The organism is Coprobacillus sp., from assembly GCF_984815275.1.
In genome coordinates this window covers 1-17,497 of the sequence record NZ_CFJNYH010000014.1, presented here as the reverse complement: position 1 = coordinate 17,497, position 17,497 = coordinate 1, and the positions used below count along the sequence as shown (strand labels likewise).

16 protein-coding genes and 3 tRNA genes are annotated in these 17,497 nt (G+C 31.6%); 15 read left to right on the top strand and 4 right to left on the bottom strand.

All coding sequences use genetic code 11. The features are described 5' to 3' along the window. Positions 1–21: 21 nt before the first annotated feature. From AC5M21_RS06475 to AC5M21_RS06465, 3 genes are read right to left on the bottom strand one after another with little or no spacing between them, the layout of a single operon-like run. Positions 22–738, bottom strand: coding sequence for a DNA alkylation repair protein (locus AC5M21_RS06475; RefSeq protein WP_008790742.1), 717 nt, complete (start codon positions 736–738; stop codon positions 22–24). Next, a complete protein-coding gene (locus AC5M21_RS06470) occupies positions 735–1,136 on the bottom strand; it encodes an SRPBCC family protein (protein WP_008790741.1) in 402 nt (133 codons plus the stop codon). Before AC5M21_RS06470 ends, AC5M21_RS06475 begins: the two co-directional genes overlap by 4 nt. Before the next feature lie 13 nt (positions 1,137–1,149). Next, positions 1,150–1,992, bottom strand: coding sequence for an AraC family transcriptional regulator (locus tag AC5M21_RS06465; RefSeq protein ID WP_008790740.1), 843 nt, complete (start codon positions 1,990–1,992; stop codon positions 1,150–1,152). A 215-nt stretch (positions 1,993–2,207) separates the two neighbouring features. On the opposite strand from AC5M21_RS06465, the gene AC5M21_RS06460 reads away from it, so the two are divergent. Then, a complete protein-coding gene (locus AC5M21_RS06460; protein ID WP_017144116.1) occupies positions 2,208–2,708 on the top strand; it encodes a putative immunity protein in 501 nt (166 codons plus the stop codon). Between the two features lie 31 nt (positions 2,709–2,739). Here the strand turns inward: AC5M21_RS06460 and AC5M21_RS06455 are convergent, their stop codons facing one another. Continuing rightward, positions 2,740–4,917 carry a DNA topoisomerase III gene (locus tag AC5M21_RS06455; protein WP_117598824.1) on the bottom strand — a complete coding sequence of 726 codons (2,178 nt, stop codon included), beginning with the start codon at positions 4,915–4,917 and terminating at the stop codon, positions 2,740–2,742. Between the two features lie 145 nt (positions 4,918–5,062). Between AC5M21_RS06455 and AC5M21_RS06450 the strand changes: the two genes are divergently transcribed. The 14 genes from AC5M21_RS06450 to AC5M21_RS06385 all read left to right on the top strand — a co-directional run bounded on the left by AC5M21_RS06450 (position 5,063) and on the right by AC5M21_RS06385 (position 17,472). Next, on the top strand, positions 5,063–6,049 hold the full coding sequence (locus AC5M21_RS06450) for a DmpA family aminopeptidase (protein ID WP_008790737.1): 987 nt from the start codon (positions 5,063–5,065) through the stop codon (positions 6,047–6,049). Between the two features lie 2 nt (positions 6,050–6,051). Further along, on the top strand, positions 6,052–6,390 hold the full coding sequence (locus AC5M21_RS06445) for a DsrE family protein (protein WP_017144117.1): 339 nt from the start codon (positions 6,052–6,054) through the stop codon (positions 6,388–6,390). A gap of 570 nt (positions 6,391–6,960) precedes the next feature. After that, positions 6,961–8,025, top strand: a complete 1,065-nt coding sequence (locus AC5M21_RS06440; RefSeq protein WP_008790735.1) for a GNAT family N-acetyltransferase — start codon at positions 6,961–6,963, stop codon at positions 8,023–8,025. A 91-nt stretch (positions 8,026–8,116) separates the two neighbouring features. Then, the gene (locus AC5M21_RS06435; RefSeq protein ID WP_008790734.1) at positions 8,117–9,625 is read left to right on the top strand and encodes a 4Fe-4S dicluster domain-containing protein; all 1,509 of its coding nucleotides are present in this window, start codon (positions 8,117–8,119) and stop codon (positions 9,623–9,625) included. A gap of 2 nt (positions 9,626–9,627) precedes the next feature. Continuing rightward, positions 9,628–9,966 (top strand): inorganic diphosphatase, encoded by a 339-nt coding sequence (locus AC5M21_RS06430; protein WP_008790733.1) that lies wholly within the window; start codon positions 9,628–9,630, stop codon positions 9,964–9,966. Next, the gene (locus AC5M21_RS06425; RefSeq protein WP_008790732.1) at positions 9,953–10,576 is read left to right on the top strand and encodes an HAD family hydrolase; all 624 of its coding nucleotides are present in this window, start codon (positions 9,953–9,955) and stop codon (positions 10,574–10,576) included. The genes AC5M21_RS06430 and AC5M21_RS06425 overlap by 14 nt, the downstream gene beginning before the upstream one ends. A 137-nt stretch (positions 10,577–10,713) precedes the next feature. After that, a complete protein-coding gene (locus AC5M21_RS06420; protein ID WP_008790731.1) occupies positions 10,714–11,037 on the top strand; it encodes a hypothetical protein in 324 nt (107 codons plus the stop codon). A 134-nt stretch (positions 11,038–11,171) separates the two neighbouring features. Then, positions 11,172–11,840: an N-acetylmuramoyl-L-alanine amidase family protein gene (locus AC5M21_RS06415; RefSeq protein WP_017144118.1), complete on the top strand. Its 669-nt coding sequence runs from the start codon at positions 11,172–11,174 to the stop codon at positions 11,838–11,840. Between the two features lie 64 nt (positions 11,841–11,904). Beyond that, a complete protein-coding gene (locus AC5M21_RS06410; protein ID WP_017144119.1) occupies positions 11,905–13,323 on the top strand; it encodes an extracellular solute-binding protein in 1,419 nt (472 codons plus the stop codon). A 4-nt stretch (positions 13,324–13,327) separates the two neighbouring features. Next, entirely contained in the window at positions 13,328–16,306 is a 2,979-nt protein-coding gene (locus AC5M21_RS06405) for a GGDEF and EAL domain-containing protein (RefSeq protein WP_008790728.1), read from the top strand. Between the two features lie 134 nt (positions 16,307–16,440). Beyond that, positions 16,441–16,517, top strand: a tRNA-Ile gene (locus AC5M21_RS06400). A 19-nt stretch (positions 16,518–16,536) separates the two neighbouring features. Continuing rightward, positions 16,537–16,613, top strand: a tRNA-Ile gene (locus AC5M21_RS06395). 21 nt (positions 16,614–16,634) lie between these two features. Beyond that, positions 16,635–16,710, top strand: a tRNA-Ala gene (locus AC5M21_RS06390). Between the two features lie 285 nt (positions 16,711–16,995). Then, positions 16,996–17,472 (top strand): hypothetical protein, encoded by a 477-nt coding sequence (locus AC5M21_RS06385; protein WP_008790727.1) that lies wholly within the window; start codon positions 16,996–16,998, stop codon positions 17,470–17,472. Positions 17,473–17,497: the final 25 nt, after the last annotated feature.

The window sequence follows — 17,497 nt, the reverse complement described above, 5'->3', positions numbered from 1 at the left end:
AGGACAAAATCATTTTGTCCTTTAATGCTCCTCTTTACCCATTAATGAATGACGTGATATTAATCTTGATCGCCCTTGAACTTTCACAAGTTTTTCAAGTTCTTTTTTTGCATCATTAGCAATCCATCTTTGGACTTTATCTCCATCTTGAATCAATTCATATGATAATAATAATGCTTTTTCATGATAGTCAAAATCTTTTTTGCCTATTTCTTTTAAAGCTGTAGAAATTGCTTTCTTAATATGGATATGTTCATCATGTGAATAATCTCTAATAAAATGAAGATAAGTATCTAAAGTTGAATCAAGGATGTTTTTATTGTGAATCACATCACATGCTAATAAAACAAAAGCTGCTCTTTTGACATAAATATGCTGAGATGTTACCCATTGTGGAATCAGTAACTGATATCCCTTTATCTTGATAATAAGATTTTTACAAAGATGATTACATAAATCCCAAGATATAACATCTTTTATGAGAAGATTAATATCATCAAATGTCATCTGCTTATATTCAAAAATCAAAACTGCTAGCAATTTCGCATCATGATATTGGCTTTTCCATAATTGAAAGCCAAGTTGATTTGAATGTCCAATTGTTTTTGCAAGCTGACGAATATCTTGGAGAGGAACGCCTAAGCAATTTAATGCAGGAATTCCCATTTTTATGATATGCGATTTATATTTTTCAGAAGATAAGTTATGAAGTTGATGAATAATGTCTTGATAATTCATAGAGTCTCTAATACCTTCTTTAAATCATGAATATATGTTTGTTGTTGCTTTTTGAGATAGCCTTTCACAAATGGCTTCATATAAGTCTTTTTTGGAGTAACATCTTCAGTAAAATTAATTGTTGTGAAACCATCCTTATGATTGAATAAACCAGTCCAATAACCTATCATACGACTATTTTCCATTTTAAATTCATAACGTTGATAAGGTTCAAATACTGTAATTGTAAATATCGTTGGATAAAGATCCTTTGTATATTCAATAAATTGTTGATGTGGTTTTACAATTTCAATCTTTGAAATATCACTTCGCCAGGCATAATCTTCAAGTGAAGTGATTATTTTCCATACTGTTTTGATATCACATGCAAATGTTGCTTTAATATTTGTCATGACCATATTTATAACTCCTTTATTTTTTTATAATTGGCAACCAATATTCATAAATAGCATCTTGAGGATCCGCCTTAATATAAACTTCTATATCTGGGATATCAGCGTACTCATAACCTGAGGTTGGTAACCATTCTGTAATAACACGGCGTTCTAAATCCTGAAGAGTTTTATTGCTGCCTTGACCTGAAAAGACTGCCCACATTGCCTTATCAATTGTATATTCTTCAAATTGTGGATGGGATAGTGTTGAACTTACTGCAATAAAATATCTCCAGTCGTCGTGATAATGTATACTGACTCCTAATAGTCCTGTTGGCATACAATTGTTTATTTCCATTAATTGTTTTAATGTGCCATCAGCTAAAGCTTGATTCCAATGTTTAGGAATCTTTAAGAAATTTTCTGATAGTTCTTTATTTAAAGGAAAACTTTTTCCGATAATCTGAAAAGATTGTTTATTTTCGATTCTAAAATGGAGTTCTTCTAATCCTTGAATAGAAAATGAAAAATGAAGGGGTGGAAAAGCAACAAGTTCAATTCCTTCTTTTCTGAGTGTTGAGGGGGCAATTCCATGTATTGATTGAAAAGCTCGATTAAAGGCGGTGGGTGATTCATAACCATATTTAAAAGCTATATCAACAATTCTCATTTTGAGATCTTGTAGATCAACAGCAGCAAGAGACATACGACGTTTACGAATATATTCATTGAGTGATATACTTGTCATATAGAGAAATATTTTTTGAAAATGATATCTAGAGCAGTTTGTTATTTTGGCAAGTTCTTCATAATTTATTTCAGTTATGAGATGTTCTTCTATATAATCAATTGCTTGATTAAAACGATCAATCCATTCCATATGTACCTCCATCATCTACTTCTAGTATAACACTTTATAATTAAAATGACCTCTCATTAAAGATATAAAAAAAGAGAGTTATAGAAAATAAAGAATAAAAGTTAACTATTAGTGATTTTAAAATATGTTATGATTATAAATAAAGAAAGGAGTCGCATGATTCTTATATAGATTATTATAGAATCATCTTAAATATTATGGCAGGCTTAAGAAAAATGTTAGGAAATATTAATGATACAACTCTTGTATCTTTAATGAATATGATTGAAACCCAAAGTGCAAGTACACTAGCAAAATGGGCATTGGATTATGTGGAAGAACATGTACTCATGTTATGTCATCATGCTTTTGTTGAGGATATGAAAATAGCAATCCAGACTTCACGACAATATATCAATCAAGAGAGAACATCTCAAGAATTAAAAAAAGTTCTCAAAGATACAAAAGTCATTTTAAAAGATGTTCATGATCCTGTTAATATGGCAGCTATACGTGCTATTTTAACAGCATGTGCAACATATGATACACCAACAAATGCATTGGGATTTACTTTTTATGCAGTTGCTGCAATTGTGTATAGTGAAGTCGGATTATTTGAATCAAAGCAAAAATATGATCAACTTGCTAAAGAAAAATTTAAGGACATCCTTTATTCTTTTCAATTGATTGCTGTTAATGATGAAGTCAATCCTGTGAAAGTCAAATGGTATTGTTAAAAAAACATTCAGTCGATGAATGTTTTTCTTTCTATTTTAAGTTGTCCTTTAAAGCAAGAAGAGCAGCAAATGGTGAATCTTCAACACTAGTTGATGCCTGTTTTTGTTGTTTTAAATATTTTTTGACATCTTGCTTATTTGCCATGTTTTTCTTTGTTTCACGCTCTTTTTTAAAAGCACTCATTTGTTGTCGATAACCACATGTTTTACAGACAAACATTTGTTTATCACCGGAACCAACAAGTTCTAATTTTTTATGACAATTAGGGCATCTTGCATTTGTTACCAAAGATAAAGTTTCACGATGCTTACATTCACGATTGGAACAAATCAACATTTCACCCTTTTTTCCATTGACTTTAAGAAGTGGTTGACCACATTCAGGACATTTTTTTGTTGTTAAATTATCATGTTTATAAGTTGCTTGACTTTCATTGATTTCTTGAATAATAACTTCTGTATATTGACGAATGTCTTGTATGAATTTTTGTGATTGTTTCTTTCCTTGAGCAATTTGTGAGAGTTCTAATTCCCATTTGGCAGTTAATTCTGGATAACGTAAATCATTAGGAACAAGTGATAATAATTGTCTTCCTTTGGCAGTGACATGAATATCTTGTCCTCTTTTTTCAATAAGAAAGGTATTGAATAGCTTATCAATAATATCAGCACGAGTCGCAACAGTCCCTAAACCACCAGTGTTCTTTAAAGTTTCATTTAAAGTTTTAGAAGAAGCTTGCATAAATTTAACTGGATTTTCCATTGCTGATAAAAGTGTAGCCTCATTAAAGTAAGCAGGTGGCTGTGTTTGATCTGTTGTTTCTTTTATCTCAGTGACTTGTAATGTTTGTTGTATTTGAATAATTGGAAGCGTTTGATCATCTTCATCCTCATCTAAAGTTTTTCCATAAACTTCTTTCCAACCCATAGCTTTTTCAGTTTTTCCCTTAGTCATAAATATTTCATTTGCTATAGAACCAGTCATTATCGTTTGTTCATATTCATATGCAGGTAAAAGAACAGATAAGAAACGCTTTAAAACCAAGTCATATATTTTGCTTTCTCCATCAGTAAAACTTCCTAACATTGCTGGTTCTTCAGTTGGAATAATCGCATGGTGATCACTCACCTTGCTATTGTTGACAAAGTGTGATTGTTTCTTTATTCGTTTCTTTAAAATCTTATGAATGATATTATCATAGTCACCACCTCGTGATGCTTCTAATCTTTCTTTAATTGTTTCAACAATATCATCTGTTAAATAACGAGAATCAGTTCGAGGATATGTTAAAACCTTATGATATTCATAAAGGTTTTGCATAATTGAAAGCGTCTCTTTAGCGGAATATCCATATATCCTATTTGCATCACGCTGTAGTTCTGTTAAATCATAAAGCAAAGGTGCATAAGTTTTTTTAGAGGTTTTTTTCACATCAGTCACTTTTAGTGGTTGATTGCAAATTTTTTGCTGAAGTGTTACTACTTTTTCATGTGAAAAAATACGTGTTTCTTTTTGCGCAGATTGCCAAGTCCACCATACATCATTTGCAAGAACTTTTATTCCATAATAATCTTGAGATACAAAATGTTTAATATTATCTTCTTGTTTTGCAATCATAGCAAGGGTAGGCGTTTGAACTCTTCCGCAAGATAATTGTGCATTATATTTACATGTGAGAGCACGTGTTGCATTAATACCAACAAACCAATCTGCAATACTGCGACTATAAGCACTTTGATATAATGATTCATAATTCTTAGCATCTTTTAAATGTTTAAAGCCTTCTAAAATAGCTTTATCTGTTACTGATGAAATCCATAATCGTTTTAAAGGTTTTTTGACATGAGCTTTATCAATAATCCATCTTGCAACCAACTCACCTTCACGACCTGCATCCGTCGCAATGACAATGTCTTTGACATCCTGACGTAACATTTGGGTTTTAACCGCATTATATTGCTTCGCTGTTTTTCCAATCACAACAAGTGAAACTTTTTTAGGCATAATAGGTAAATCATCCATGTTCCAACTTTTATATTTTTTATCATAAGCTTCTGGATCAGCTAATGTTACCAAATGACCTAATGCCCAAGTCACAATATATTGATTTCCTTCTAATGCTCCATTTATTTTTTTATGACATTTTAAAACTCTTGCAATATCTCTACCAACAGATGGTTTTTCAGCTAATACTAATGTTTTTGACATATCAATCCCTCATTTCTTTATTCTCTATTGTAACACATCTTCTTATCTTTTAAAGAAAAACGTGTGAAGAAGTGTTGATTGTTTTTTGTCGAATTATTAAGTATAATTGATAATAAGATACATTGAGATCAAAAGAGAGGGATATATGAAAAAAGGAAAACATAATTCAATTACAGATGTAAAGGGTATAAGAGTTGGACATTGTACTTTAGAAAGTGAACATTTGCATACAGGTGTGACTGTGGTGTTACCTAGTCATGATAATATCTTTCAAAACAAATTGATTGCTGCGAGTCATGTTATTAATGGTTTTGGAAAGACAACAGGATTGCTCCAGATAAATGAGTTGGGAACATTAGAAAGTCCTATTGCATTGACAAATACATTAAGTGTAGGAACTGTTCAGCAGGCATTGGTTCAATATATGTTATCAATTGATAAAACAATCGGTAAAGAGACTGGTACAGTTAATGTTGTGGTTGGTGAATGCAATGATGGTTATTTAAATGATATTAGAGCATGTGCAATTACGCAGCAACATGTTTTTGAAGCCATTCAAAATGCTAATATTATATTTGAGCAGGGAAGCGTGGGTGCTGGAAGTGGCATGTCATGTTTTGAGATGAAAGGTGGAATTGGTTCAGGTTCACGTATTGTGACACTGAATCAAAAAGACTATACTATTGGTATTTTGGTACTATCCAATTTTGGTTTAATGAAAGATTTTATACCTTTTCATCAGGAGTGTAGTTCTGATATTCTTGAGCAGGGTTCAATTATAATGGTTATTGCAACTGATATTCCAATGTCATCACGACAATTAAAAAGGGTTTGTAAAAGAATGAGTGTACCCTTAAGTCGTTTAGGTTCACATCTTGGGAATGGGAGTGGAGATATTGCGATTGCTTTTTCAACAGCTCAAGTGATACCACATCAATATCATCAGGATTTTTTGACAATTCAAGAGATTCATGAAAATTGTATTGATTTTGTTTTTAGGGCAGCCATTGATGCTGGAGAAGAGGCAATTATGAATTCTTTATTGTATTCTAAGACATGTATTGGTAGAGATCAGCATATACGATATAGTCTTAAGGATATGATGAAAAATAAATATAATGGGGGAGAATGAATATGAAAGTTATTTATCATGTAGACGAATTAGAGAAATGGCAAAAATGTATAGCAAATGTGAAAAACATGTTATCATATGCGCAAGAAAATAATGAATTATTTGAAATTGAGGTTTTAGCAAATAGTATTGCAGTCACTGATTTAAAAAAAGAGAGTGATATTGAGCATGATATCCTTTTTATGATTGATAATGGTGTTACGGTTGTTGCATGTCAAAATGCTTTAAATGCACAATCATTATCATCTCATCAACTTATATTTGGTGTATTTGTGGTGAGAGCTGGCGTTGTTGAATTGGCTGTCAAACAAAATCAGGGATTTGCTTATATTAAGCCATAAGGAGAAAATATAGTGAATGAAGAAAAGGATTGGTTTATTGTGGATTAGCTTGCTGTCTTTGTAGTGAAGCAGAAGATTGTCCAGGTTGTCGCAAAGTTGGATGTAAAGATAAAGAGTAGTGTCAGTGTTTTCAATGCTGTCAAAAAGAAAGATTTAATGGTTGCTTTGAATGCTATAAGTTTCCATGTGATAATCATATGCTCAATAAGTTAAGAGTCCGCACATTTGCTAAATTTATCAAGATTTATGGTGAAGAAAAATGATTAGAGTGCTAAAAGAGAAATGAGGCACAGAGGATTATATATTATTATCCTGATGGTGATTATGATCATTTTGAAACAGAAGAAATCATTAAATTCATTTTGGAAGGAAAGAAATCAATGTTAAGTTTTTGATTGAAACAAATCATTGATATAGAGACACATCCTATATCTTATCATTTGAGAAAATAGGTTGGATCATATAGTTTTTCTATATATATTGGGAAGAATGTTTGGATTGTCTAGGAAAAGATATCTCATTACAAGTTGTTGTCATTATTATTCATAAAATTGAAGAGGAGTAAGTAAGATGATTGATTTTAATGCGTATGTAGATGTAAATATGATAGAAAAGAATGAAAGTCTTGTTTTCAATGTTTGTCAGTTATTAGATTCACATCATAAGATTAAAACAAAAGAACATATATTAGCAGTTGCTCAAAAGAGCCAACAATTAGCTAAACAATTTCATGTGAATGAGGATATCTGTTTACAAAGTGCATTATTACATGACATAAGTGTGATAATAAATCCAAATGATATGAAAAAAATGGCTATTGAAAATAATTATTTATTAGATAAAGCAGAAGAGAAATATCCATTTTTGCTACATCAAATGGTCTCTCAATGGATTGCACAAGATATATTTGATATTTGGGATGAACGTATTTTAAGTGCTATTGCTTGTCATACAACTTTAAAAGCGAGTCCGTCATCATATGATATGATCTTATTTTTAGCTGATAAAATTGCTTGGGATCAAGAAGGAATACCACCCTATCTAGAACGCATTGAAAAAGGACTTGAAATATCATTAGATAAAGCTTGTTATGAATATATTCGTTATCTTTTTGAAAATCATCAATTACTCTATCCTCATCAAAATATAAAAGATGCAAGAGATATCCTTTATCAAAAGTATCTGCCTATCACATTTCGTTGTTGGAATAAAAATGATGGAGAAATATTTTATAAACACTCTTTTTCTCATGAACTATATCAATATATGGATAAAGGTTTTCCAAAAACATTAGATGAATGTGTAAAAATGGTGGAAATATTGAGTCAGTCTCATGATGATGTGAAAGCTGTTCTTTTGGATGGGGAAATTGTTGGATGTATAGGTGGATTTTTTGATAGCCAAAATGTTGTAAAACTTGCTTATTGGCTAGATGTTCATTATTGGAATCAGGGTATTATGGGAATTGCTCTTGAAAAGTTTATACAGCAGTTGTATATTGAGAAGAATGTTCAATATGTTTATGCTAAACCTTTTCAGAAAAATATAGCTTCACAACGTTTGTTGGAAAAATTACGATTTCAAAAAAGAAATTATGATGACCAAATAATCACATATGTAAGGAAGACTTGTTAAAATGTCTTTCTTTTTTTATCTTATAGACTCTTTCTATTTTGCTTGAAACGTAAAAATGTTATGATATAAGAGAAATAGGAGGTATGGAGTTATGAGAGGAGTCTATTCATCAGTTACAGATATTCGTCGAAAGATTTTTACTGAAATTGCTCGTATGGCATATGATGGAGATTATTCGGTCATTGAAGAATTGCCATATAAGATTATTCCTGGAGAAGTTGCGACTTATCGTGAAAGTATTTTCCTAGAACGTGCAATCGTTGGTGAAAGATTACGTTTAGCAATGGGATTACCATTGCGACCTGTTGATCAACATACTATTTTATCAACTGGAATTAGTGAAAGTGCTATTGCTGAAAAGTATTATGAGCCACCTTTAATTAATATTATTAAGTTTGCATGTCATGCTTGTCCAGATAATGTGATTAAGGTGACAGATGCTTGCCAGGGATGTTTGGCTCATCCTTGTAAAGAGGTCTGTCCAAAAGGAGCAATAGACATTATTAATGGGCGCAGTATTATCGATCAAGAAAAATGTATTAAGTGTGGATTATGTATAAAGAATTGTCCATATGGTGCTATTATGAAAATGGAACGTCCATGTGCTAAGGCTTGTGGTATGGATGCAATTCAAACAGATGAACATGGTCATGCTGATATTGATTATGATAAATGTGTATCATGTGGTATGTGTTTAGTGAATTGTCCATTTGGAGCAATTAGTGATAAGGGGCAAATTTTTCAGTTAATTACAGCAATGAATCAGGGATATTCAGTTGTTGCTGCTATTGCACCAGCGTTTGTTGGACAGCTTGGTCCAAAAGTGACACCTGAGAAATTAAAAGGCGCAATGAAAGCCATTGGATTTGAAGATGTTGTAGAAGTTGCAATAGGTGCTGATTTGTGTACTATTGAAGAAGCAGAAGATTTTTTAGAAAAGGTTCCAAATCAACAGCCCTTTATGGGAACATCATGTTGCCCAGCCTGGTCAGTTATGGCGAAAAAACTCTTTCCAGAATTTAAATCTTATATATCTATGGCATTAACACCTATGGTTTTAACTGCTCGAATGATTAAACAGGACCACCCACATTGTAAAGTTGCATTTATTGGTCCATGTGCTGCTAAAAAATTGGAAGCATCTCGAAAATCTGTAAGAAGTGATGTTGATTTTGTTTTGACATTTGAAGAAGTTATGGGAATGTTTGAAGCCAAAGATATTCATTTTGATGATTTTACTGAAACAGAAGAATTAACTGGAGCAAGTGCTGATGGACGTGGCTTTGCTATAAGTGGTGGTGTTGCTCAGGCAGTTGTCAATTGTATTCATCAAGAACATCCAGATTTAGATGTCAAAGTTCATGCTGAAGAAAGTTTACAGAAATGCAGACAAATGTTAAAAGATGCAAAAAAAGGTATTTATGATGGTTATTTATTGGAAGGTATGGCTTGTCCTGGTGGATGTATTGCAGGAGCAGGAACTTTACAGTCAATTGTACGAGCTAAAGGCGCAGTTAATAAATTTAAGAATTCTTCTGATATGAAGGGGTCTCAGGAAAGTGAGTATGCAGGTCGTTTAAAAGAACTTGTAGAGGATTAACAATGAGCGTAAAAGTGATTGTTGATAGGAAAATGGGAACTTATCATCCTGAACATCCAGATTTATATTATCCTATTAATTATGGTTATATACCTGATGTTATGGGTGGTGATGGTGAAGAACAAGATGCATATATTCTTGGGGTTGAAAAACCTATTGATAAATTTGAAGGTGAAGTGATTGCTGTTATTCATAGGATAAATGATGTTGAAGACAAGTGGGTCGTAGCATCGTCTTATAAATATACTGATGAAGAGATTGAAAGTGCCATTGCCTTTCAAGAACAATATTTCGAACATAAACTCATAAGAAAAGTAGGAGAAACAGATGAAAAAATATAAAGCAATTATTTATGATATAGATGGAACAGTTTTAAATACATTAAATATGAATATGTATCCATTAATAAAAATTATTAAAGAAGAAACAGGCGAAGACTGGACATTTGAAGACGTATTAAAGTTTGCACCATATCCTGGTATGAAGGTTATGGAAGAACTACAAGTTAAAGATAAAGAAAAAACTTATGCAAGATGGGTTCAATATGTTAATGAATATGAAGAAGGAGCAACTTTATATGATGGTTTTGAAGATGTATTTAAAGCATTTGATGGGAAAATTATTCAAGCTGTTGTTTCTGCTAAAACAACAAAACAGTATCAAATTGATTTTGTTGATAAAGGTTTAGATCAATACATGCAGGTTGCTATATTAGCTGATGATACAGATAAACATAAACCTGATCCAGAACCATTGTTTGAGTGTTTGAAAAGGATTAATGTCAAGCCTAGTGAGGCAATTTATATTGGTGATGCTCTTTCAGATTATTTGGCTTCACAAAATGCACATATGGACTTTGGATATGCAAAGTGGGGAAGTGTTTCTAGTAAGGGAATAGATGAGCCAACTTATATATTTGAAACACCATTAGAGTTATTAAAACTTTTATAAGATATCTATGACTTAAAAGAACATCAGGATTATATAGATGAAAAAAGAGAATTTCAGGAATATCCAAAGTTATATCAGCACTTATTTTATCTATAAAAATATACTTGAAATATGAGTGAGAAAAGGAGTGAGTAATAATGAAATATTATTGTCAAAAATGTCACTTGATTTATGATCAGGATATCTGTTTACAATGTGGTGAAAAATTAAAAGAGGCACATTTAGATGATGATTGTTTCTTGATAGAAAAGAAACAACTTTGGGCCGATGCCGATATGTTAAAAGAACTCTTAGAAGAACATCATGTTCCTTATTATTGTGCCAGTTCAATGGGAGCAGGAATGTCATTGAAGATAGGACCAATGTTAGAGACTTATCAGTTTTATGTACCATATTCTCATTATGATGAAGCGCTTTCGTGTGTAAAAACTCTTTTTGGTGCTGACGAAATAGAATATTAATAAAAATAGCGTCTAGAATTATTGAATTTTAGATGCTTTTTTAAATTTTCACAAGTATTTATTTGAGAAAGTATAAAATATTTGATTTATGGAATACGATTGTAATCAAAACATATGATAATATGGGTGATGATATGAAAAAAGTAATACCGTTTATTATGTTGTTTGCATTGTGTTCGTTGATGTACAAACCAGTTGTCAGTGTTTCATCATCACAAAGTCTAGCTAAAAAAGTTATTGTGTTAGATCCTGGACATGGTGGATTAGATAATGGCGCAAGTGTTGGAAAAGTCAATGAAGATGAATTAAATTTGAAGATTTGTTATGCTTTAAAAAGTGAATTGGAGTCTAGAGGGGCAACTGTTTATCTGACACGTACTGATGATCAGGATATGACAAGACGTAATTATAACTATTCAAAACAAGATGATATGTATTTAAGAGTTTTGAAGATAGATGAATATAAACCTGATCTTTTTTTAAGTATTCATTTAAATTCATCATCTTCAGGGGCTTGGGGGTCACAAGTTTTTTATTATAGAAAAAGCCAAGAGGGAGAGCGTTTGGCAAAATGTATACATGATAGTATGAAACCTGTTACAGGAACAAAGAAGCCTACTTCTTCTTGTGGGTTTTATGTTTTGCGTGCTACACAATCCACAGGCGTTTTGGTCGAGTGTGGGTTCCTTTCTAATGCAAATGAACGTGGACAATTAAAAAGCGCTAAATATCATAAGAAATTAGCAGTGGCTATAAGTGATGGAATTGAGAATTATCAGAAGTCCTTGTCCTCTGGGGGATAGGAAAATATTGTAAACTCCTTTGAATAATGGTATGATTAAGTTATGAATGAAGGGGAGTTTTATTATGAAAAGAAGTTTAAAAATGATATGTTGCTTAGCACTTCTTTTGTGTATGGGGTGTACATCAAAAACTTATTTGGACCCAGATAAGCCAATAACAGTTAAATTATGGAACTATTATACTGGCAAGCAAATGGAATCATTTAATGGTTTGGTTGAATCATTTAATGCAACAGTAGGGAAAGAAAAGGGTATTATTGTTGAAGTTACAGGTTTTGGTAATGTCAATGAACTTGGTCAAAGTGTACGAGATGCAGCAAATAAAAAAGTGGGAGCTCAAGAAGTTCCAGATATTTTTGCAGCATATGCTGATACTGCATATCAAGTTGATGCTTTAGGAATTGTTGAGGATTTAAGTTTACATTTTACAGAACAAGAACTTTCTCAATATATTCCTGGTTATATTGAAGAAGGACAGTTTAATGGGGGATTAAAAATTTTTCCAACTGCGAAATCAACAGAAATTATGATGTTGAATATGACTGATTTTAATCAATTTGCGAATGCCACTGGAGTTCAAATAGAAGATTTATCAACAATTGAAGGATTGGTTGAGGTCTCAAAGAAGTATTATGAGTATACTGATGGATTGACATCAACACCAAATGATGGAAAAGCATTTTTTGGTAGAGATGCGTTTGCCAATTATATTGTTATAGGATTGAAGCAATTAGGTCATGATATTATTCAAGTCAAAGATGGTAAAGCAACATTAGACTTTGATAAAACAGCTGTTAGAAAATTATGGGATTATTATTATACACCATATATTCATGGATATTTTGCTGCTGAAGGTCGATTTAGAAGTGATGATGTGAAACTTGGAAACATTATCAGTTTTGTTGGATCTTCTTCTGGTGCAACATTTTTTCCAAATCAAGTTATTGTCAATGATGAAGAAAGCTATCCAATAGAAGTCAAGGTTATGGAAGTTCCGTTGTTTAAAGATGGGAAAAGATATGCAGTTCAACAAGGGGCAGGTATGGTTGTTACAAATGGTGATGCTGCCCATATTGAAGGCTCTGTAGAATTTTTAAAGTGGTTTACACAGCAGGAACAAAACATTCAATTTTCAATAGATTCAGGGTATCTTCCAGTAACAAAAAAAGCAAATCAAATTGATACTATTGAAAAAACAACAGATATTCATTCTGATTTAATGAAAGAAGTTATAGAGGTTTCAGTGAATACTGTTAATAATATGGAACTTTACACAACAAAAGCCTTTGAAAATGGAACTGAACTTCGTTCCCAATTAGAAAAATGTTTACAAGATAAAGCAAAATCAGATCGTCAAAAAGTTGAACATGCTTTGGAATCAGGTAAGAGTCAGGATGAAGTTTTTGCAGCATACGATAATAATGAAAATTTTGAAAAATGGTATAAAGAGGTATATGAGGGATTAAAGGATATCGTAGGATAGACTGATGAGAGAAAAGAAAAGTTCGAAAATAAAGAAGAACTCATTATTTAGACGTATTTTTATACCAATGTGTTTACTGGTTTCTTTAATTGCATGTTTTATTGTAGGAATAGCGAGTTATTATGATATTCTTGGTGAATTAGATGATAATAGTCGAAATCTTTTTGATCAACAGGTTTCAAATCGTTCTCATGATTTACAAACTTCAATGGTTTCAAAATGGTCTAATTTAGATGTGGAAATAGATAGAATTAATGCTATTACTGAAAATTTAGTAAAAACAAATCAAATATCATTAGAGAAACTCTCTCATTCATCTGATGATAGTCAATTGCTATTAAAGAAAGTATCAGGTGAAGTGATTACACTTTTGAGGAATCATGGAACAACAGGTGCGTATATTCTTTTAAGTGATGGTCAATTCACAGCAAGTGATACACAGCATTATCCTGGTTTTTATGTTATGGATAATGATCCAGAAGGTTCATATGAATCAGGAAATTCTGATTTGTTATTGGCGCGTTGTCCAGTGCAATTGATTGATAATTTAAATATACCAACTGATACATCTTGGCAACCATCTTTTGAATTTCGTCAAGAAGATATGAATAAATATAAAGAATTATTTCAAAACTTTCATTTGGTTTTAGAAAATCCAGATTTTGATATAAAAGATGTTGGATGCTGGCTACAGCCTTATAAACTCTATAATAGTGAGAATTATCGAATTTCTTATGTCTTACCACTTATTTATAATCAAAAAATATATGGTATGATAGGAATTGATATTTCATTTGCTTATTTACAAAAAACATTAGCTTATGATGAATTATCAAATAGTGGTAATGGTGGCTATATGCTTGCATTACAAACAAAAGAGAATACATATCAATCAATGTTTTTAAATGGACCTTATTATTCACGTGAAATTGATCAATTTTCGATACTTAATGTGTCAGGTGAAAATGAAGTTTATATCAATAATTCAATCTATTGCTCTCCTCATATATTAAAACTTTATAATAGTAATACACCATATGAAAGTCAAAAATGGGTATTGATGGGGATTATTGATAAGAGCGAACTATATGGTTTTACAGAACATCTTATGAGTGTGTTTTATGTTGTTATAGCATTTATCATTCTCATAGGAGCAGCTTTATCATTTGTTCTTGCAAGATTTATTGCGGAGCCAGTTATAGATTTGGCTCGTCGCATTTCTTATTCTTCAAAGGCAGTATCACATGTTAATATAGAAAAAACAAATATTATTGAGATTGATCAGCTTATTCAAGCAATTGAAAAGATGAGTAATGATGTATTAGATTCTGCAACACGTTTTACAAATATTATTCGTTTGGCTAATACAAATCTAGCTGGATTTGAAGTGGATTTTGATAAGGATGAATTATTTCTAACTGATGGGTTCTTTGATATTTTTATGATGAATCATGTTGATACAAAGACGATGACTCCAAAAGAATTTAAAAAACTATTTCAAGTGTTTGATAATTGTGCATCACCAACTCAAAATGCAAATGAATATATCTATCATATTCAATCCCAAAATGAAAATATATATTTACGATTACGTTATACACAAAATCAACATAAATATGTTGGATTGGTTGAAGAAATTAGCGATATGATTAAAGAACGACAAGTTATTGAACATGAAAGAGATCATGATGTTTTAACAGGACTCATCAATCGTCGTGCATTTCAACGAAAAATGAAAAGATTATTCAGTATAGATGTTCAAAAACTAAAAATTGCGGCATTAGTTATGATGGATTTAGATAATTTGAAATCTATTAATGATAAATATGGCCATGATTGTGGAGATGCGTATATTAAAGGAGCAGCAAATATATTTAAAAAGTTTTCACCTGAAAGTACAATTGTTTCACGAACATCTGGTGATGAATTCTATCTATTTTATTATGGTTATGATACAAAAGAAGATATAAATGAGCAGTTAAAAATTCTTAAACAAGGTATTGCTCAAAGTATATTGACTTTATCTAATCATAAAGAAGTGAAGGTTTACCTTTCAGGTGGTATTGCATGGTATCCAAGCGATAGTACTCAATTTGAAGAACTCCAACGTTATTCTGATTATGCTATGTATTCTGTTAAACATTCTGGTAAGGGTGAAATAGCAATGTTTAATGTTACAGATTATGAGAATAATTCATATATTATGAAGAAAAGATTAGACTATTATCAATTGATTGATGGTCGAATGATAAAATATGCATTTCAACCTATTATTGAGATGCATACAGGAAATGTCTTTGGTTATGAAGCTTTAATGCGTTCAACACATCCAACACTGAGGGATACTCAAGAGATTATCTCACTTGCAAAACTTGAACTTCAGTTAAATAAAATAGAGACTTTAACATGGCAAGAAGCACTGCGTGCTTATGCAGAATATTATCGCAATGGTGATGTTTCTTCAACACAGAAGATTTTTATTAATTCTATATCTAATCAAATTCTACCATTATTTGAAATAGAAAATTTGGAAAAGAAATATTCAGATATACTAGGTCAAGTTGTATTAGAAGTTACAGAAGATGAGGAACATAATAAAAATTGTTTTGAAGCTAAAAAAGAAATCTTAACACACTGGAATGCTGAGACAGCTTTGGATGATTATGGAAGTGGTTATAATAGTAATCGTAATCTTTTAATCGTCAATCCTGATTATGTTAAAATTGATATGGATTTAATTAGAGACATTGATAAAGATATTGACAAACAGAAAATTGTAGAAAATATTGTCGCTTATTGTCATGAAAGAAATAAGAAAGTCATTGCTGAGGGTGTTGAGACATATCAAGAGCTAACTGTAGCCTTCTATTTGAATATAGATTATGTTCAAGGCTTCTATTTTGCAAAGGCGGAATTTGTACCACCAGTTCCAGATGAAAATGCAGTGAAAGCATTATTAGAATTAAATGATATGAAGAGGTAAGTGATCACTTATCTCTTTTCTTAAGTAAATAGAAAGAATATGTAAATTTGAAGAGTCGATTTTAATTGAAAAAAATACAAAAAAGTATTGACGAAAAATAGGTGCTATGCTAATATATTAGGGCAGTCATTAATGGGCCTGTAGCTCAGTTGGTTAGAGCGCACCCCTGATAAGGGTGAGGTCGATGGTTCAAATCCATTCAGGCCCACCATTAATTTCTGTTATTATATGGGCCTGTAGCTCAGTTGGTTAGAGCGCACCCCTGATAAGGGTGAGGTCGATGGTTCAAATCCATTCAGGCCCACCATATATAAATTATATAGGAATTGGGGCTTTAGCTCAGCTGGGAGAGCGCCTGCCTTGCACGCAGGAGGTCAGCGGTTCGATCCCGCTAAGCTCCACCAATAAGACACATACTCATGTGAATTATGTTTTAGATAACATAGTTTGCATGAGTTTTTTGTTTATAAAAATGAATGTAATTATAAATCTTTATTTCTACAGATATTAAATCAAGTGTATTGCTGTAGAAAGGAGATAACAAATAGATTAGCAATATAAATATCAAAACATTTAAGTCTCGTTACAAATCAAAAAAATAATAAAAATTTGAAAAGTTAAGAAAATAGAAACTAGTAAATAGAAACTAGTAAAAAGAAAATAGAAAAGGTTAAATAGGTGAAGAAAATATGTTGAAAATTGTAAATACTATCGAAAGAGAATTAGCTTTAACTGACTTTGTTGTCAATAAATTAAGTGAGCGTTTACTTATTATGGAGTTTAATGGATATGCTCCATCTGAAAAGAGTGCAAAAGTTGATGGTAGAAATACCAAGTATAACGTGTTTGCTGTGAAGTGCACAAATCACTTCAATAATAAACAAATTACTGTTAACGTTACAGCTACAGGTCCTAATAAAGGTTTGTTAGATGTCTTAACTCATAAAATGAATAACAACCCTCTAGGAAAAGTATTTGTTGATTTTGAAGATGTTGTCGTAGGACATTACGTGAGTGGTGGTAATGGATTTGCTCAATTAGTGCAAAGCTATAAAGCAGAGACCGTTAAAGAAGTAGATATCAAAGAGGTTGAAAAAATCGTTCAATCCATGAAACAAGTTGCTGATCCAGTCGCTCAAATGCAACAGGAGCAACAAAAGAAATAATAAAATAAATTTTGAAACAGAACCT